Here is an 18,807-nt window from a genome sequence, read left to right on the forward strand (position 1 = left end):
CGAAATGTGAGAACGACCGACAACACATCGACACCCGACAGCACCCATCGGGCTGCAACGGCCGACCGTGGGCCGTGAGCTGGTCTGCATTTTGTTCTCCGTTCGCAGTGCGGAACGGGACAACGTAGCGCGGACCTATGACAAAGCTGAACCCGGCGCCCGGGTATCAACCGCTACGGCGCGCGGTGCACCCCACCTTGCAGCTCATTCGGCAGTGGTGCGCCCAATTCCGGTGCGGCCGGCTGGGATCCGAGCGGCGGAGTGGTCGAGCGCGCCTCAGCCTCGGCCTTCGCCACCGCCCTCGCGATCTCCGGATCGGTCTCGGTGTTGAACCAGTCGGCGACCTCGTCCGAGTCGTCCTCAGGCTTCGGCAGGTCCTCCTCCACCGGCGACGGGGTGTAGCGGAACACGCCGTCCTCGCCGGGAGCACCCAGCATCCTGGTGAAGCCCTGCAGCGCCGACCCGAAGTCGCTGGGCACCAGCCACACCTTGTTGGCCTCGCCCTTGGCCATCTGGGGCAGTGTCTGCAGGTACTGGTAGGCCAGCATCTCCGGGGTCGGACGGCCCGCCTTGATCGCGGCGAACGTCTTCTCGATGGCCTTGGCCTGGCCCTGGGCCTGCAGGTACTGGGCGGCCCGCTCACCCTGGGCGCGCAGCATCCGGGACTGCCGGTCGGCCTCGGCGGACAGGATCGCGGCCTGCTTGGCGCCCTCGGCCGCCAGGATCTGTGACTGCTTCTGGCCTTCGGCCTGCTTGATCGACGACTCGCGGACACCTTCTGCGGTCAGGATCATGGCCCGTTTCTCGCGGTCGGCCTTCATCTGCTTTTCCATCGACTCCTGGATCGACGGCGGCGGGTCGATGCTGCGTAGTTCGACCCGCGCCACCCGTAGACCCCAGCGGCCGGTCGCCTCGTCGAGCACGCCCCGCAATTGACCGTTGATCGAGTCGCGCGAGGTCAGTGTCTGCTCCAGCGTCATGCCGCCGACCACGTTGCGCAGGGTGGTTGTGGTCAACTGCTCCACACCCACGATGTAGTTGCTGATCGAGTACACCGCCGCCTGCGGGTTGGTGACCTGGAAATAGACCACGGTGTCGATGTTGAGCGTCAGGTTGTCCTCGGTGATCACCGGCTGCGGCGGAAAGGACACCACCCGCTCACGCAGGTCGACGCGGGCACGGACCCGGTCGATGAACGGTATGAGCAACGTCAACTGACCGCTCACGGTCCGGCTGTAGCGGCCCAGGCGCTCGATGACCGCGGCCTCGGCCTGCGGTATCAGAGCAACCGACTTGGCCACCACCACAATCGCGAACAGCACCAGCACGGCGAGCAGGACGAGGCCGGCTACGGCACCTTCCATCACGGATCTCCTAGCGTCAGGGGGTTCGCCACACCACCGCGGTGGCGCCGTCAATGCGCATCACGGTGACATGTTCGCCCGGTTCGAAAACATCGTCGTCGTTCATCGGCCGCGCCGTCCAGACTTCGCCGTCGAGCTTGACCTGCCCCTCGTGGCGGGCCACCCGGTCGAGAACCAGGGCAGGCTTGCCCTCAAGTGCCTTGATCGGCTCGGGAAGGCCCTTGCCGGCTTCGAATCGCCGCCGCAGCGCGGGCCTGACCAGGATCAGCAGCAGCACCGAGACCACGAGGAACACCGCCCCGTCGGCCCAGATCGGCCAGTCCAGCAGCCAACTGGAGCCCGTGGCAGCCAGCGCCCCGCCCGCCAACATCAGCAGGAACATGTCGCCGGTCAGCGCCTCGGCCCCGGCAAGCCCCAGTGCCAGGATGAGCCAGATCAGCGGGACGGGCATACGCACCACCCTAGCGAATACGGCCCCATCGGCGGCTGACAACTACACTGCCAGCATTATGTGGTGTCCAAGTGCAACGTTGGCGGTATGGGCGAACTCCTGGCTCGCTGGCGCCGCCGCGCCCGACGATGTTCTCGACGCGCTATCGCAGTGGGCGCCAATGCATTCTGTGACCGCATACGACTCGGTCGCTGCGACGCGCACGGGGTTGCCATGGCCCGAGTTGGAGGATTCCGGCTCGATGTCGCTGCTGCAGACACTGCGTACGGCGGTCGGGAGGTCGAGGACCACGCCGTCGATCACCGTCGTGCAGCCGGTTCCCGGTGATGTCCGTGGGTTGCCCGCCGGCACCCAGTTCCAGCGGGACGCAGTGACCGTCGGCGAGGCGGTGATGGTGACACATGAGGCATTGGACGGGGTCGGGCTGGTCCCCGAGCTCGAGTACTACGAACTCGACGAGGACGAAGAGGACTCGACGTTCGATCCCGAGCCGCGGGCACTGTCATGGACGGTGTACTCGGTGCCCACCACGCCCGCGGTCGAGCACATCGACCTCGGCGCTGCGGAATACGAGCTGCGTGCGGCTGTCCGCTCAGCCGCCGATGCACTCGGCAGGCTTCGGGCCGGGGCAAGTTTCGACATCGACGATCCCCGCGGAATGGTCGAGCAGATACTCGACACCACCCGGTTGCACCGCATCCCCGATCATGCGCCTGCCCGCGCGGTTCGGGTGCTGGAGAACGCGGCACATGTCGACGCGATCATCACCGTGAGCGCCGGGCTGATGCCGATCGGCCTGCAGACGTCATCGGAAGTCCAGCTCGCCGGGGACACCCTGCGGCCGCTGGCTCAGGTGGTGCGCTCGGCACGGTTGGCCGCGCTCGGGGCGATCCTGCGCTCAGCCTGGCCCCAATAGCGGTGGCCCGGTGGTTCAGACGGTGGTGTTCTCGCCGCAGCACCGTGGCGAGCACAGCGCGCCGTTCACACTGAACCCGTAGCCGGGCACCGGATTCGGCCCCGCGACGCGCTGCGGCTCGGCGCCCGTACGCAGTTCGTCGATCAACCCGGCCGCCAGCCTGGCGAACCGAGGATCCGCGTTCGGGGTGGTGGCCCTGGCGAGGGTCACGCCGGCCTGCTCCGCCTGCAGCCGTAGCTCGTAGTCCAGATCCCACACCACTTCGATGTGATCGGCGACGAACCCGATCGGACACACGATGACCGCACGGGTCCCTTGACCGCCGAGTGCGTCGAGGTGATCGGCGATGTCGGGCTCCAACCAGGGAATCTGTGGCGGACCCGAGCGGGACTGCCACACCTGATCGAAGTCGTCGTATCCCGCGGCGGCAGCGACCAACCGCGTCGCGTAGTCGACCTGGCGGCTGTAGAGACGCGGTCCGTGCCGCTCGTCGGCCGCGATCGGCACCGAATGAGCGGTGAACACCAAGCGTGCGTCGGCCCGCACGTCGGCGGGCAGTGTCTGGGCAGCCGCGCCGATCGCATCGGCGAACATCTCCACCAGTAGGGGATGGTCGAAGTACTGCCGTAGCTTGACCAACTCGGGTGCATCCGCACCGGCTGCGGCCCGGGCGCGGGCGATGTCTTCCACGTACTGGGTGCAACTGGAGTAGCCGCCCCAGGCCGATGTGGTGAAGACCGCTGCACGACGAATCCCGTTGTCACGCATGGTTGCAACCGCATCCTCGACGTACGGGACCCAGTTCCGGTTGCCGAAGTACACCGGGAGCTCAGGCAACTCGGCACGCAACTGCTCGATCAGCGCCCGGTTGATGCCGTTGATCGGCGACACTCCCCCGAAATGCAGGTAGTGCCCGGCCACCTCATCGAGGCGTTCGGGCGGTATCCCGCGGCCTCGGGTGACATTCTCCAGAAACGGTCGCACCTGCTCCGGGCCTTCCGGACCCCCGAACGACAGCAGCAGGACGGCGTCGAAATCCATCAGCTCGCCTCCCCTCTACCGCGAAACCGCATTCCAGCAGGGTTTGTGCGAGTGCACACCTGCCGGAATGCGGTTTCGGCGAAAAACACGTCAGAGCAACTGCGTGCTGGCGCCACCGTCGGCGTAGATGATCGAGCCGGTGGTGGCGGGCAGCCAGTCCGAGAGCAGTGCGCACACCGTCTTGGCGACCGGTGTCGGATCCTTCATGTTCCAGCCGATCGGCGCACGCTGATCCCAGCCCTCTTCGAGCAGCTGCATCTGCGCACCGGCCTCGTCCCCGAGCGCGCCACCGACGATCGCACTCATCGCCAGGGTGCGGATCGGGCCTGCGGCAACGAGATTCGAACGGACACCGAACTGGCCGGCCTCACGGGCGACGAACCGGTTGACGGATTCGAGCGCGCTCTTGGCGACGGTCATCCAGTTGTAGGCAGGCATGGCGCGGGTCGGATCGAAGTCCATGCCGACGATGCCGCCGCCCGGGTTCATGATCGGCAGCAGCGCCTTGGCGAGCGATGCGTAGGAGTAGGCCGAGATGTGGATGCCCTTGGCGACATCGGCATACGGCGCGTCGAAGAACGGGTTGACCCCCATACCGGTCTGCGGCATGAAGCCGATCGAGTGCACCACACCGTCGAGCTTGTTGCCCTCACCGATGGTTTCGGTGACGCGGCCGGCCAGTGTCGACAGGTGCTCTTCGTTCTGCACGTCGAGTTCCAACAGCGGAGCCGGGTTGGGCAGTCGATCGGCGATACGCTGGATCAGCTTCATCCGGTCGAAGCCCGTCAGCACCAGCTCGGCGCCGGCTTCCTGGGCCTGCTTGGCGATGTGGAACGCGATCGACGAGTCGGTGATGATCCCGGTGACCAGGATGCGCTTACCGTCGAGAATGCCTGCCATGTGTGGTTTCTCCTCTAGCCGTGTCTTGTTAGTGGCCCATGCCCATGCCGCCGTCGACCGGAATGACCGCGCCGGCGATATAGCTCGCATCCTCGGAAGCCAGGAAGCTGACCGCCCCGGCGACCTCGGCGGCGGTACCGACCCGCTTGGCCGGGATGAAGTCCAAGGCTCCCTGCTGGATCCGCTCATCGAGTGCCCTGGTCATCTCGGTGTCGATGTAGCCGGGGGCGACGACGTTCGCGGTGACACCCGCCTTGGACAGTTCGCGCGAGATCGAGCGGGCCATGCCGATCAGACCGGCCTTGGCGGCCGCGTAGTTGGCCTGGTTGCCGATTCCCCACATACCGGACACCGATCCGATGAAGATGATGCGGCCGAATCGCTTGCGCTGCATGCTGCGCGAGGCCCGCTGGGCCACCCGGAAGGCACCGGTGAGGTTGGCGTTGATGACGTTCTCGAACCGCTCCTCGGTCATCCGCATCAGGAACGCGTCCTGCGAGATCCCCGCGTTGGACACCAGCACCTCGACCGGCCCCTGGTGCTCCTCAACCTCGGTGAAGGCGCGATCGACGGCAGCACTGTCGGTGACGTCGCACTGGACACCGAACAGGCCCTCAGGTGCGCCCGAGCCGCGGTGGGTGACGGCCACCTTGTGGCCGTCGGCGGCCAGACGCTGGGCGATGGACAGGCCGATGCCCCGGTTTCCACCGGTCACGAGCACCGAACGGGATACGAAAGCAGGCTTGCCCACATTGGCCTCGACGGCCGCGTCCGCAGTCATGTCCGCCAACTTAACGTGTCGCCTGCGATTCGCCGAAATCGACACCAGGGCTGTAGGGCGGGCGAATATGCGACCCTGGCGTAGATTTCGGCGCTCACTCAGCCAGGCAGCCTGCGGTTGATCAAGAGCGCGGCGCCCCCGGCCAGCGCCAGCACCAGCGCGCCGAGACGCAACCAGCCCATGCTGGCGTCGCCCTTGATCGTCTCGTACCCGATCTGCTGTTGCAGCGAGGTGAAAACCGCCTTGAGCTGCTCCAGGCTGTTCGCGGTGAAGGCATCACCACCGGAGAGTTGCGCGATCTTCTTCAGCATGTCGTCGTCGACCGGGACGGGCTGCCGCTGATCGTTGATCTCGACGTAGCCGTATGGCGTACCGAACGACACGGTCGAGATCGGCACCCCCTGATCGTGTGCGGTCCGCGCAGCGGTGAATGCGCCCTTGGGGTTGTCCGGATTCGACGGCACGGTCTCCTTGCCGTCCGACATCAGCACGATGCGCGCAGGGGGCGGCTCGTCACCGCCGCCGATCACCGCGCCGACGGTGGCGATCGCCTGCAACGCGGTGAAGATGCCCTCACCGGTGGCGGTGCGATCGGCCAGCTGCAGCTTGTCCAGGCCGTTCTTGGTCGCCTCACGGTTCGTGGTGGGTTGCACGAGCACGGTCGCGGTGCCGGCGTAGGCGATCAGCCCGAGGTTGATGCCCGGAGTCAACTGATCGGCGAATTGCTTGGCCGCTTCCTGGGCTGCCACGAGGCGGCTGGGCTCCACATCGGTGGCTCGCATCGACTGAGACACGTCGATCACCAGCATCACCACCGCGCGGTTGCGGGGAATCCGGACGTCATTGGTGGGGCCCGCCATGGCGATCGTCAGCAGCACCATCGAGGCAACCAGCAGAATCGCAGGCAGATGCCGCCAGCGGGTGGGCTGTTTGGGCGCCACACTCTCCAGCAGCTCCATGTTGGCGAACCGCAGGATCCGCTGCTTGCGCGCACGCTGTACTGCGATGTAGAGGCCGATCAGGCCCACCACGACAAGGAGGAAAAGGAACCACCACGCGTGCGCAAAGCCCGACAGGCTCATGGGTCCGAGTAACGGTAAAGTCATGTGCTACTTATCATTTCAGTTGCTGTCGTCATCGCACTACATTGGCTTCGCGCAAGCGTTCATCGGGCAATACCGTCCTACCGGCCCGCCATGGCGCCGCGCCGACGGCTCGCGACGAACCGCACCACATCGGCGATCCAGTCCCGGTCGGTGCGCAGGCTCAACAACGGCGCGCCGCAACGCCGCAGGGTACGTGCCACTTCTGCTCGATGCGCCGCGGCGGCCTGCTCGAAATCACTACGCAGTTGCGCGTCAACGGTGAACTCACGGGTCACGCCGGTCTCGGTGTCCTGCAAGATCACGTCGCCGACCTCGGGCAACTCGACATCCCGCGGATCGAGCACCTCGATGCCGAGCACCTCGTGCCGCCCGGCGATCGCCCGCAGCGGACGCATCCAGTTGATCGGGCCGAGGAAGTCGCTGATGATCACCGCCATACCCCGTCTGCGCTCGGGGCGTCGAAGCGCATCGATCGCCCCGGCGAGATCACCACGCACGCCCATCGGGGCCCGCGGCGTGGTGGCAATCGCCCGCAACAGTTCCTGCTCGTGCACCCGGCCGCTCAAAGCCGGGACCCGTTTCATCGACTCTCCGTTGGAGATCAGCGCTCCGAGCCGGTTACCGCCACCGCTGTTGAGGAACGCGATCGCCGCGGCCGCGGCCACCGCAAGGTCCCGCTTCTCGCAACCGGTGGTGCCGAAGTCCAGGCTTGCCGACATGTCGACCACCAGCCAGGTCTCCAACTCGCGGTCGGCGATCATCTGCCGGACGTGCGGATGGGTGGTGCGCGCGGTGACCGACCAGTCCATCCGGCGCACGTCGTCACCGGGTTGGTACATCCGCGATTCGCCCGGCTCCGACCCCGGACCGGGCATCAGGCCGAGATGGTCCCCGTGCAGCACACCGTCGAGCTTGCGGCGGACCGTGAGCTCAAGCTTGCGCAACGCGGCAGACAGCGCGGGGTCACGGATCTCGCCGCGCTTCAACGAGGGCAGATCGACTGCGCGGCCTCCGGTGCCGGTCACCGACCGCTGGCCGCCGCCGCGGCCGGCACCACGGGCGGTACCGAATGCCCTTGCTGCGGAAGCGCACTCACCTGCGGCAGCGCCACCGTCTGCATGATCCGGTTGATCACGGTCTCCGCGGTGATCTCATCGGCGAGAGCGTCGTAGGTGAGCACCAGGCGGTGTCGCAGCACATCGGGGATCACCTCGACGACATCCTGAGGAACGACGTAGTCGCGGCCGCGCACCAGCGCGAGCGCCCGGGCAGCCGCGATGATGCCCAGCGATGCGCGCGGGGACGCACCGTAGGCAATCCACGCCTTGGCGTCGGGCATACCGAATTTGTCCGGCTCGCGGGTGGCGGTGACGATGCGCACCACATAGTCGACGAGCGCGTGGTGGACGAAGTTGTTGGCGGCCACATCCTGCAGTCGCAACAGGTCACCGGTGTTGAGGATCTGCTTGGGTTCCGGCGGCTTGACCCCCATCCGGTAGATGATCTCCCGCTCTTCCTCCGGCGACGGGTAGTCGACGTTGAGTTTGAACAGGAAGCGGTCACGCTGCGCCTCGGGCAGTGCGTAGACGCCCTCCTGTTCGATCGGGTTCTGCGTGGCCATCACCAGGAACGGGGTGGGCAGCGGGAAGGTCTTGCCACCGATCGAGATCTTGCGCTCGGCCATCACCTCGAGCAGCGCCGACTGGACCTTGGCGGGCGCACGGTTGATCTCGTCGGCGAGCAGGAAGTTCACCACCACCGGGCCGAGTTCGATGTCGAACTCCTCCTTGCCCTGGCGGTAGATCCGCGTACCGACGACGTCGGTGGGCACCAGGTCAGGGGTGAACTGGATGCGGGTGAAGGTGCCGCCGACCACCTTGGCGAAGGTTTCCACCGCCAGCGTCTTGGCGACACCGGGCACGCCTTCGAGCAGGACATGACCTTTGGCCAACAGGCCGACGAGCATCCGTTCGACCAGCTGATCCTGGCCCACGATGATCCGCTTGACCTCGAAGATAGCCCGTTCCAGGGTGTGCACCTCGGCCTGCAGGGCGCCGTTGTTCACGGGCTGCGGCGCTGCCGGCGCTGCGTGGGAACCGGGAGGAAATCCCGGCGCCGGGCTCGAGCCGGAATACCCTCCGGTGCCCTGCGGCGGTCCACTCGGTGACGTCATCAACTTCCTCCCACATTGTTCATCTTCAAACGCTGGTCGTAACCGGGCCATCACGTGCCCGTGGTCAACTATTCCAGGCACTACGGAATACGTCGACGCTGCCCGGGAGAGTTCAGCTTCCCCTCAGGATTCGATGATGCGAGCCGCGTAGGGCTGAATCCCCGCCGTGCGCACCGGGCTGACCGTCACTTTGTCGGCGCTACCGGAGGCCTCAAGCATCTTCCCGCCACCGAGATACATCGCCACATGCTGGCTACCGCCGGGCCCCCAGAACAGCAGGTCCCCGCGCTTGGCCTGCGCCACCGGTATCTTGCGGCCGGTGTTGTACTGGTCGCCCGAATACTTGGGGATCAGCACACCCACCCCGGCGTAGGCGAACTGTGTCAGACCCGAGCAGTCGAAGCCCACGGTGTTGGCACCGGAGTCGATGCCGGTGCTCGGACCGCTCGGCTTACCGCCACCCCAGGAGTACGGCACACCCATCTGCGACCCGCCGCGTCGAATCGCGTACTCGATGGCCTGTGGCCCGCGGACGCTGCCTGCGGCCACACCGCTGGGCGCCTCACTGACCAGTCCCAGACTGGCCAGGAACTTGCGACCCAGCCCCATGGTGACCTCGGTGGCCTGCGCAGTGGCCGCCAGTGACGCGTTGGCAACGGCGAGCGGATCGCCCGGCGCACCCGAGCTGATCAGCTTGGGCAGGGTCGGATCCCACTGCCCGTCGTCTGGAGCGGCGCCGGCAGGCGCCACCAAACCCAATGCCGTGACCGCCAGCACCGCAACGGCCGTCAGACAACGTAGGACAAATTGACGCAAAGTAACCACCATCAATATTCGATGAGTCGGGTGACGTAGGGAGTCATGCCACTGGTGCGCACCGGCGAGACCTTGACGTGCGAGCCGGTATAGGGCGCTTCCAGCATCTGGCCGTTCCCGAGGTACATCGCCACGTGCTGGCTGGCGTTCGGCCCGTAGAAAATCATGTCGCCGCGGCGCATCTGCGAGGACGGGATCTTTCGACCCGCGTTGTACTGCGACCCCGAGTAATGGTCCAGTTTGATGCCGACGCCGGCGAAGCCGTAGAGCATCAGGCCTGAACAGTCGAAACCGACCGTGCCCGCGCCGGAATCGATCCCTCGGCTGGGCCCTGCAGCGTTGCCACCGCCCCACGAGTAGGGCACGCCCATCTGCGACCCCATCCGTTGAATCACGTATTCGGAAGCCTGCCGGCCGTACACCCGCGGTATCGCACCGTTGGTGAACCCGCTGGGCGTGGGCAGGATGCCGAGCTTCTGCAGGAACGTCCGGCCCATGTTCTGCGTCACCTGCGCGGAGGTCGTGCCAATGCCGAGAATGGTGTTGATGATGGCGACCGGATCGCCGCTGACGAATGCACTCGGGATCGCGGGCAGCGTGGGATCCCAAGCAGTATCCCAATTCTGGCCCGACTGAACAGGAGCTCCGGGTGCCCGATCCCAGTCCCCTCCCGCTGCCTGCGAGGGCGCAGGCGCGGGCTTTGCGGCCGCCGGGGCCGACATCGGGCGGACTTGATCGAGCTTGGCCTGCGCGGCGGTGCGTGCTGCGGTGAGGCGATCCAGCTCCCCCTGCTGGGCCGCGAAGTTCTGCTGGGCCGACTTGAGCGCCGCGACGGCAGCGTCCTGACTGCCCTGGGCATCGCTGGCGGCCTGGTCGGCCTTCTGCCTGGCCAGGCGCGCCGTCGATTCCCGGTTGACCTGTTCAGTGCGAGCCCGTTGCAGACCGTCCATGACCGCGTCGGTGCTGGTCGCCAGCACCTGTCCGGCGGCGGCGGTGTCGATGGCGTCGGCGGGATCGGCCGCGGTGAGGTAGGAATCCGACGGGCCGTTGACGTACGTGGCGGCGGCGAACCTGTCGAACCGCTTCTGTGCGGCCGTGATGGCGAGATTGGAGTCTTTGAGACCCTGCTGGCTCAGCTCGACCTCATGCTGCGCGGCAGCGACCGCATCGCGCGCGTTCTCGACGTCGACGATCGCCTTGTTGACGCTTTCCTGCTGCGTCTGGATGCTCGCACCCAACTCCTGCAACTTCTGGTTGGTGTTGGCGACATCGGCTACCAGGGCCGCGATGTTGTCCGCGCCGCCGGGGTCGGCGAGAACAGGGCCGCTTCCGAACGTCGCTGTCACCAGGAGCATCCCGAACGTCGCCGTCACGGCGCACAACCGGCCGCACAGCTGGGTGGAACGATCTGCTCCTCGCGTCCGCGAAGCCTGATCTGCTCCTCGCGTCCGCGAAGCCTGATCTGCTCCTCGCGTCCGCCAAGCGCGAACGAAGCGTCTCATTCGACTCAAGTCTCCTATGGCTCAACGAGGGCGTACCGGCAGATTTGCTCGGCGCCTTTGCGCAGAAGTCACATGAAGCACAACTACAACAATGGGTACCTTTTGCACCGTACGTCACAGATGAACCTAAAGAAACTTTAGTCACAAATTACAATCCTGTAATTGCGAATAGTGTTATCGATTAGTGATATTGAGCGAAATTCCGAACGAATGTTCGAGGGATTATTTCGGCTCCGCAACCGCGTTGTCGGCAGCCTCCGAGGCGGCGGTTTGTTTGCTACGAACCTGCAGCATGCGGGTCAGGACCGCCGCTGCGGCGACGCCCACCACCAGGAAGATCGTCAACCCCATCCAGGGGAAATCCGGCGTCGTTATCTGGTCCACGAAATTCTTCGACGATTGCACCGGATCGCCGGTCTTGGCCATGTCCTGGCCGGCCTCCAAAGTCACCCGATCGAGCGACGGGCTATAAGTGCCTGCGAATGACGGACTGATCGCGAGCACCGTCGATCCCGGGTGGACCTGACCGACCTCGGTGGCGATATCACGGAGCGGGGTGTCGATGGCGGGATTGCGCGGCAACACCACGATCTTGAGGTCGACACCCTCCTGCCGCGCGTCGCTGACCACCTGGCGCAACGGTTCGACGACAGGCGCCGGTGCGCTCACACCGTCGTCTGCGACGTCGGTCTGCACAGCCTGCATGCACTGGCGGATCGCATCGGGTTGGGCGGGATCGATCCCTACGGTGTCGCAAACCTCGACCGGGATATAGGCCGGCAGGAACGGGATGACGTGCGGTCCGGTCACAGGGGCACGGTACAGCTACCGAGGTGCCGGAACGAAGCGACACGAACGGAGAACACGCCGCGGGCCCCGTTGTCCGCGGCGGCAAAACGGGGGCATGACGCATGCGGTTGGCGTCGTGGACGCAACCGTAGAAGACTGAGCCCCGACCCTACAGTGCTTTGTAGGACAAGCGTACTGTTAAGGTTAGAACGCCGTCGACACAGCCCGTCGCGGCGAGATCGAGCCGGGAGTTGATGTGAGCAGCAAAGATTCGGTGAATTCGTTTGGAGCCCGCGACGCGCTGACAGTCGGGGACAACAGCTATGAGATCTATCGTCTGGATGCGGTACCCGGTACCGAGAAACTTCCCTACAGCCTCAAGGTGCTCGCCGAGAATCTGCTGCGCACCGAGGACGGCGCCAATATCACCAAGGACCACATCGAGGCGATCGCGAACTGGGATCCCTCCGCCGACCCGAGCACCGAGATCCAGTTCACGCCGGCCCGCGTGATCATGCAGGACTTCACCGGCGTCCCGTGTGTGGTCGATCTGGCCACCATGCGAGAGGCGGTCGGAGAACTCGGCGGTGACCTCGAACAGGTGAACCCGCTCGCCCCCGCCGAACTGGTCATCGACCACTCCGTCATCATCGACGTGTTCGGGCGGGCCGACGCCTTCGAGCGCAACGTCGAGATCGAGTACGGCCGCAACGGCGAGCGCTATCAATTCCTGCGTTGGGGCCAGGGCGCATTCGACGACTTCAAGGTGGTGCCCCCGGGTACCGGCATCGTGCACCAGGTCAACATCGAATACCTGGCCCGGACGGTCATGGTGCGCGACGGCGTGGCCTACCCGGACACCTGCGTGGGCACCGACAGCCACACCACGATGGTCAACGGCCTCGGCGTGCTGGGCTGGGGCGTCGGCGGTATCGAGGCCGAGGCCGCGATGCTGGGCCAGCCGGTCTCGATGCTCATCCCCCGCGTGGTCGGATTCAAACTCACCGGCGAGATCAAGCCGGGCGTGACCGCCACCGACGTGGTGCTGACCGTGACCGACATGCTGCGCAAGCACGGCGTGGTGGGCAAGTTTGTCGAGTTCTACGGCAAGGGCGTGGCCGAGGTGCCGCTGGCCAACCGCGCCACGCTGGGCAACATGAGCCCCGAATTCGGTTCTACCGCAGCAATTTTCCCGATCGACGACGTCACCATCGACTATCTGCGGATGACCGGGCGCCCGGAGGATCAGCTCGCGCTCGTTGAGGCGTACGCCAAGGCGCAGGGTATGTGGCACAACCCGGACCGCGAACCCGTGTTCTCCGAGTACCTCGAACTGGATCTGGGCGACGTGGTTCCGTCGATCGCCGGGCCGAAGCGGCCGCAGGATCGCATCGAACTCTCCGATGCCAAGAACGCATTCCGCAAGGACATCCACAACTACGTCGAGGAAAACCACCCGGCTCCCGAGACCAAGCTCGACGAAGCCGTCGAAGAATCGTTCCCGGCCAGCGACCCGGTCTCGCTGTCGTTCGCCGATGACGGAGCGGTCGACGTGCGCCCCTCGGCCGCCAACGGCGCCGCGGGCAGGCCGAGCAAGCCGGTGACCGTCCGTTCCGAGGAACTCGGCGAGTTCGTGCTGGACCACGGCGCGGTGGTGATCGCCGCGATCACCTCGTGCACCAACACCTCGAACCCGTCGGTGATGCTGGGCGCCGCCCTGCTCGCCAAGAACGCCGTCGAAAAGGGACTGACCTCCAAGCCGTGGGTGAAGACATCCCTGGCCCCCGGTTCACAGGTCGTCACCGACTACTACGACCGTGCCGGACTGCGGCCGTACCTGGAGAAGCTCGGCTTCTATCTCGTCGGTTACGGCTGCACCACGTGTATCGGCAACAGCGGCCCGCTGGCCGAGGAGATCTCGGCGGCGATCAACGACAACGACCTGGCGGTCACCGCGGCACTGTCGGGCAACCGCAACTTCGAAGGTCGCATCTCCCCCGACGTCAAGATGAACTACCTGGCCTCGCCGCCGCTGGTGATCGCCTACGCCCTGGCGGGGACCATGGACTTCGACTTCGAGACCGACCCGCTCGGCCAGGATGGCGAGGGCAACGACGTGTTCCTCAAAGACATCTGGCCGTCGCAGAAGGACATCTCCGAGACCATCGCCTCGGCGATCAACCAGGAGATGTTCATCAAGAACTATGCCGATGTCTTCAAGGGCGACGAGCGCTGGCGCAACCTGCCGACCCCGGACGGCAAGACGTTCGACTGGGATCCCAAGTCGACCTATGTGCGCAAGCCTCCGTACTTCGACGGAATGCCGGCCGAGCCCACTGCGGTGACCGACATCGCCGGCGCGAGAGTCCTGGCGCTGCTGGGTGACTCGGTGACCACCGACCACATCAGCCCAGCCGGCTCGATCAAGCCCGGCACTCCGGCCGCGCAGTACCTCGACGCCAACGGCATCGACCGCAAGGACTACAACTCCTTCGGGTCGCGACGCGGCAACCACGAGGTGATGATCCGCGGCACCTTCGCCAACATCCGGCTGCGCAACCAGTTGCTCGACGACGTGTCCGGCGGCTACACGCGCGACTTCACCCAGGATGGTGGTCCGCAGGCGTTCATCTACGACGCTTCGCAGAACTACCAGGCGGCCGGTATCCCACTGGTGGTCTTGGGCGGCAAAGAGTACGGCTCGGGCTCCTCGCGGGACTGGGCTGCCAAGGGCACCACGTTGCTGGGCGTGCGCGCGGTGATCACCGAGTCGTTCGAACGCATCCACCGCTCGAACCTCATTGGCATGGGCGTCATTCCGCTGCAGTTCCCGGAGGGCGAATCTGCGTCGAGTCTCAAATTGGACGGCACCGAGACCTACGACATCACCGGTATCACCGAACTGAACTCGGGCAAGACGCCGAAGACGGTGCATGTCACCGCCACGAAGTCCGACGGTTCGAAGGTGGAGTTCGACGCGGTCGTGCGCATCGACACCCCCGGCGAGGCCGACTACTACCGCAACGGCGGCATCTTGCAGTACGTACTGCGCAACATGCTGAAGTCGAAGTAGTCCTGGCCGGACCGGACGAGGCAGCCACGGCAATGAAACCAGCGCGTGCGCGAGGAGTGGTCAATTGCCCAGGGTGACCGACGATCATCTCGCCGCCAGGCGCCGTCAGATTCTCGACGGTGCCCGGCGCTGCTTCGCGCAATACGGTTACGAGAGTGCGACCGTGCGACGGCTCGAACAGACAATCGGGCTGTCGCGCGGCGCAATCTTCCATCATTTCCGCGACAAGGACACGCTGTTCTTCGAGTTGGCCCGCGAGGACGCCGAACGCATGGCCGAGGTGGCCTCGCGGGAAGGTCTCATCCAGGTGATGCGCGACATGCTCGCCGCACCCGAACAGTTCGACTGGTTGGCCACCCGCCTCGAGATCGCCCGCAAACTGCGTAACGATCCGGACTTCCACCGCGGGTGGGCCGAGCGGTCCGCCGAACTGTCAACGGCGACAACCGAACGCCTGCGCCGTCAGAAGCAGGCCGGCCGACTGCGCGACGATGTGCCGAGCGCGGTGCTACACATCTATCTGGACCTGGTACTCGACGGCCTGGTGGCCCGACTCGCCTCCGGCGAGGACCCGAAGGATCTCAGCGCGGTGCTCGACCTCGTCGAAGCTTCGGTGCGCCAACAGCGGCAGGCAACCACCGAGCAGTGACGGTCGCGGTCGCCTAGGACCGCGACCGGGTGCGGTGATTGGGACCGCCACGACTGCGCATGGTGGTTCCCGATTCGCGCAACAAGCTGTGGATCGAGCCGTAGGAACGGCCCGTTCTGGCGACGAGCGACCGAATGCTGGCGCCACCTTCATAAGCGGAACGCAACTCGTCCAACAGCTCGTCGCGAGTTTTGTTCATTTCCTTCATCGACATCTCCCCGCTTTGGATCTCCCGACGCATACCCAGACTAGGAACCGCTGACACACCCTTGGGCGGATTTGTCCAACGTCTTATATTTACGAGCCCGAAGATCCGGCGGTTCTTGTGTTTTCGCGTCAGGCGAGTTCGATGAGGTCCCGGTACTCCGCCGACCAGAAGTCCTCGGTGCCGTCGGGCAGCAGCACCACCCGCTGCGGATTGAGTGCCTCAGCCGCCCCCGGATCGTGTGTCACCAGCACGACCGCGCCGAGATAACTGCGTAGCGCGTCGAGAACCTGTTCGCGCGACGCCGGGTCGAGGTTGTTGGTCGGCTCGTCCAGCAACAACACATTGGCCGTCGAGGCAACCAGACCGGCCAGCGCCAGCCGGGTCTTCTCACCACCCGAGAGGGTGCCTGCCTGCTGGTCGAGTTGCGGGCCGGTGAACATGAACGCACCCAGCAGCCCGCGCAGATCCTGCTCCCCGGTGTCCGGGGCGGCGTGACGGATGTTCTCCCACACCGTGGCGTGATCGTCGAGGGTGTCGTGTTCCTGGGCGAAGTAGCCCACCTTGAGCCCGTGGCCGGGTTCCAGCGCACCGGCGTCTGCGGTTTCCGCTCCGGCGAGCAGTCGCAGCAGGGTGGTCTTGCCTGCACCGTTGAGACCGAGCACCACCACCCGCGAACCGCGGTCGATCGCCAGATCGACCCCGGTGAAGATCTCCAGCGAGCCGTAGTTCTTGGTCAGGCCCTTGGCCACCAGCGGGGTCTTACCGCACGGGGCCGGCGTCGGGAACTTGATCCGCGCCACCTTGTCGGCCACCCGCTCCGCATCCAGCGATGCGATCATTCGGTCGGCGCGACGCAACATGTTCTGCGCGGCAACGGCTTTGGTGGCCTTCGCCCCCATCTTCGCGGCCTGGGTGCGCAATGCCGAGGCCTTACGTTCGGCGTTGGCGCGCTCCCGGCGGCGACGTTGTTCATCGGTCGCGCGGGCGTCGAGATACTTCTGCCAGCCCATGTTGTAAACGTCGGCCTCGCCGCGCACCGCATCGAGGAACCACACCCGGTTGACCACATCGGCGAGCAGGTCGACGTTGTGGCTGATGACGACCAGGCCGCCGGTGTGGTTCTGCAGGAAGGTCCGCAGCCAGCCGACCGAATCCGCGTCGAGGTGGTTGGTGGGCTCGTCGAGCAACAGCGTGGTGGCCGAACCCGAACCCGTGTCGGACGCGGCGAAAAGGATCCGGGCCAGCTCGACGCGGCGACGCTGGCCACCGGAGAGGGTCCGCAGCGGCTGGGTCAGCACGCGATCCGGTAAGCCGAGGCTGGCGCAGATGCGACCGGCCTCACTCTCGGCGGCGTAACCGCCGAGCGAGGAGAACCGCTCCTCGAGCTGACCGTAGCGGCGCACGGCCTTGTCCCGCGCGGCATCGTCGGCGACCTCGGCCATCAGTACCTGTTGCTTCTCCAGGTCGGCCAGCAGCGTGTCGAGGCCGCGGGCCGAGAGCACCCGGTCGCGGGCCAACACATCGAGATCGCCTTCTTTGGGATCCTGTGGGAGGTAACCGATCTCACCGGTGCGCGCGATGCTGCCTGCGTAGGGCTCCCCTTCGCCGGCGAGGATGCGCATCGTCGTGGTCTTGCCTGCGCCGTTGCGCCCGACCAGCCCGATGCGGTCCCCCGGCTGCACGCGCAGTGCGGCACCGTCGGTGGACAGCAGCGTGCGCGCGCCGGCGCGGACCTCCAGGTCCGTTGCGGTGATCACGCTGCCGTCCTCCCTTGTTCGTCTTATTTGTCGTCTGTGAAGACCGCGGGCCGCTTTTCCGCGCGCGCAGCCACAGCTTCCTCGAAATTCGCGGTGAGCAGGCGCACGAAGAGTTGTCCCAGGCCTTCGGCCTGCATGTGCCCTTCCAGACTAGCGGCGTCCAGTCCACTCCAAAGTGTGCGCTTGGTCAACTCGATTCCCGGCCGGGAGAACGCGGCCATGCCTTCGGCCATCTCATAACAGGTCGCAAGCAGCGTGTTCTCGGGCACCGAATGCGACACCAGACCGATGCGCTGGGCCTCGTCGGCGTCCACGTCGCGGCCGGTCAGCATGATCTCGAAAGCCCGCGAAGCCCCGATCGCCCTCGGTAGCAGGTAAGAGAGGCCCAGTTCGCTGGCGGTCAGCCCGTTGTTGATCCCGGCGGCGCGGAAATAGGCGCCGTCGGCGGCTACCCGGATATCGCAGGCCAGCGCCAGGCAGAGCCCACCGCCGATCGCCGCACCGTTCACCGCGGCGATGACGGGCTGGTGCAGCCGCCGCAACGCCAGGATCACGTCGTCGAGCAACTCCATCGAACGCAGTGCGAACGTGGGCCTGGTCAGCCCGTCCACATGAGGCACCGATCCCGCCGACTTGTGGTCGGCTCCCGAAGAGAAGCCGCGGCCTGCCCCGGTCAGCACCACCACCCGCACCGAGTTGTCGGATCGGAGCTCGTCGAGCACGTGCTTGAGCGGCACCATGACGTCGAAGGCCATCGAGTTCATCCGCTCGGGACGGTTCAGGGTTACCAGCGCCACACCCGGCCGCGGACGTTCGACCAGAACAAATCGATTGTGGTCAGTCACGGCAAGCACGCTATCGCGTGCTTGCCGATACCGAGTGCAGCGCTACTGCTGCTCGGTGCCGTCCTGCGCCGCGATTGCGGCGTCGACGTCGAAATCCCTGACCTTCTGAACCAGGTCCTCCAGCGCCGCCGGCGGCAGGGCGCCTGCCTGGTTGAACACCAGCTTGCCCTTCTTGAACGCCATCAGCGTCGGAATCGACCGGATCTCCGCGGCGGCGGCCAGTGCCTGCTCAGCCTCGGTATCGACCTTCGCGTGCACCACGTCGGGATGCTTGTCGGCCGACGCCGCGAACGTCGGCGCGAAAGCCTTGCACGGCCCGCACCAGGACGCCCAGAAGTCCACCAACACGATGTCGTTGTCGGTGATGGTGTCGTTGAATTGTTCAGCGGTGATGTCTTGCGTACTCACGTCTCTCCTAACACTGCGGTTTACCTGC

General features: G+C 65.9%; 18 protein-coding genes. 3 read left to right on the forward strand and 15 right to left on the reverse strand.

Translation table 11 applies throughout. The features are described 5' to 3' along the window. Positions 1-173 precede the first annotated feature (173 nt). Positions 174-1,364: an SPFH domain-containing protein gene (locus tag M1247_RS07590; protein WP_317155686.1), complete on the reverse strand. Its 1,191-nt coding sequence runs from the start codon at positions 1,362-1,364 to the stop codon at positions 174-176. 16 nt (positions 1,365-1,380) lie between these two features. Then, positions 1,381-1,815 carry an NfeD family protein gene (locus M1247_RS07595; protein ID WP_317155687.1) on the reverse strand — a complete coding sequence of 145 codons (435 nt, stop codon included), beginning with the start codon at positions 1,813-1,815 and terminating at the stop codon, positions 1,381-1,383. 58 nt (positions 1,816-1,873) lie between these two features. On the opposite strand from M1247_RS07595, the gene M1247_RS07600 reads away from it, so the two are divergent. Next, entirely contained in the window at positions 1,874-2,731 is an 858-nt protein-coding gene (locus M1247_RS07600) for an Rv1486c family protein (protein ID WP_317155688.1), read from the forward strand. 15 nt (positions 2,732-2,746) lie between these two features. Here the strand turns inward: M1247_RS07600 and M1247_RS07605 are convergent, their stop codons facing one another. The 9 genes from M1247_RS07605 to M1247_RS07645 all read right to left on the reverse strand — a co-directional run bounded on the left by M1247_RS07605 (position 2,747) and on the right by M1247_RS07645 (position 11,860). Further along, on the reverse strand, positions 2,747-3,772 hold the full coding sequence (locus tag M1247_RS07605) for a ferrochelatase (RefSeq protein WP_317155689.1): 1,026 nt from the start codon (positions 3,770-3,772) through the stop codon (positions 2,747-2,749). Between the two features lie 90 nt (positions 3,773-3,862). Beyond that, positions 3,863-4,672, reverse strand: coding sequence for an NADH-dependent enoyl-ACP reductase InhA (gene inhA, locus M1247_RS07610; protein ID WP_317155690.1), 810 nt, complete (start codon positions 4,670-4,672; stop codon positions 3,863-3,865). A 28-nt stretch (positions 4,673-4,700) separates the two neighbouring features. Beyond that, the gene (gene fabG1, locus M1247_RS07615) at positions 4,701-5,453 is read right to left on the reverse strand and encodes a 3-oxoacyl-ACP reductase FabG1 (RefSeq protein ID WP_317155691.1); all 753 of its coding nucleotides are present in this window, start codon (positions 5,451-5,453) and stop codon (positions 4,701-4,703) included. Between the two features lie 98 nt (positions 5,454-5,551). Then, a complete protein-coding gene (locus tag M1247_RS07620; protein ID WP_317155692.1) occupies positions 5,552-6,559 on the reverse strand; it encodes a VWA domain-containing protein in 1,008 nt (335 codons plus the stop codon). 77 nt (positions 6,560-6,636) lie between these two features. Next, positions 6,637-7,584, reverse strand: coding sequence for a DUF58 domain-containing protein (locus M1247_RS07625; protein WP_317155693.1), 948 nt, complete (start codon positions 7,582-7,584; stop codon positions 6,637-6,639). Beyond that, entirely contained in the window at positions 7,581-8,732 is a 1,152-nt protein-coding gene (moxR1, locus tag M1247_RS07630; protein ID WP_317155694.1) for a chaperone MoxR1, read from the reverse strand. Before moxR1 ends, M1247_RS07625 begins: the two co-directional genes overlap by 4 nt. Positions 8,733-8,855: 123 nt before the next feature. Continuing rightward, a complete protein-coding gene (gene ripB / locus M1247_RS07635) occupies positions 8,856-9,560 on the reverse strand; it encodes an NlpC/P60 family peptidoglycan endopeptidase RipB (RefSeq protein ID WP_317155695.1) in 705 nt (234 codons plus the stop codon). Beyond that, a complete protein-coding gene (ripA, locus tag M1247_RS07640; RefSeq protein ID WP_410506832.1) occupies positions 9,560-10,930 on the reverse strand; it encodes an NlpC/P60 family peptidoglycan endopeptidase RipA in 1,371 nt (456 codons plus the stop codon). Before ripA ends, ripB begins: the two co-directional genes overlap by 1 nt. Before the next feature lie 342 nt (positions 10,931-11,272). Further along, on the reverse strand, positions 11,273-11,860 hold the full coding sequence (locus tag M1247_RS07645; protein ID WP_317155696.1) for an Rv1476 family membrane protein: 588 nt from the start codon (positions 11,858-11,860) through the stop codon (positions 11,273-11,275). Positions 11,861-12,095: 235 nt separating this feature from the next. Between M1247_RS07645 and M1247_RS07650 the strand changes: the two genes are divergently transcribed. Then, on the forward strand, positions 12,096-14,912 hold the full coding sequence (locus M1247_RS07650) for an aconitate hydratase (protein ID WP_317155697.1): 2,817 nt from the start codon (positions 12,096-12,098) through the stop codon (positions 14,910-14,912). Positions 14,913-14,976: 64 nt separating this feature from the next. Next, positions 14,977-15,561: a TetR/AcrR family transcriptional regulator gene (locus tag M1247_RS07655; RefSeq protein ID WP_317155698.1), complete on the forward strand. Its 585-nt coding sequence runs from the start codon at positions 14,977-14,979 to the stop codon at positions 15,559-15,561. Positions 15,562-15,574: 13 nt separating this feature from the next. Here M1247_RS07655 and M1247_RS07660 read toward each other — a convergent pair whose 3' ends face one another. From M1247_RS07660 to trxA, 4 genes are all read right to left on the reverse strand, one after another. Continuing rightward, on the reverse strand, positions 15,575-15,769 hold the full coding sequence (locus M1247_RS07660; RefSeq protein ID WP_317155699.1) for a helix-turn-helix domain-containing protein: 195 nt from the start codon (positions 15,767-15,769) through the stop codon (positions 15,575-15,577). A 128-nt stretch (positions 15,770-15,897) separates the two neighbouring features. Next, entirely contained in the window at positions 15,898-17,526 is a 1,629-nt protein-coding gene (locus tag M1247_RS07665; RefSeq protein WP_317155700.1) for an ABC-F family ATP-binding cassette domain-containing protein, read from the reverse strand. 23 nt (positions 17,527-17,549) lie between these two features. After that, the gene (locus tag M1247_RS07670; RefSeq protein WP_317155701.1) at positions 17,550-18,380 is read right to left on the reverse strand and encodes an enoyl-CoA hydratase; all 831 of its coding nucleotides are present in this window, start codon (positions 18,378-18,380) and stop codon (positions 17,550-17,552) included. A gap of 33 nt (positions 18,381-18,413) precedes the next feature. Continuing rightward, positions 18,414-18,779 (reverse strand): thioredoxin, encoded by a 366-nt coding sequence (gene trxA / locus M1247_RS07675; RefSeq protein WP_317155702.1) that lies wholly within the window; start codon positions 18,777-18,779, stop codon positions 18,414-18,416. Positions 18,780-18,807: the final 28 nt, after the last annotated feature.

The sequence above is a fragment of the Mycobacterium appelbergii genome, assembly GCF_032883035.1.
Taxonomy (GTDB): domain Bacteria; phylum Actinomycetota; class Actinomycetes; order Mycobacteriales; family Mycobacteriaceae; genus Mycobacterium; species Mycobacterium appelbergii.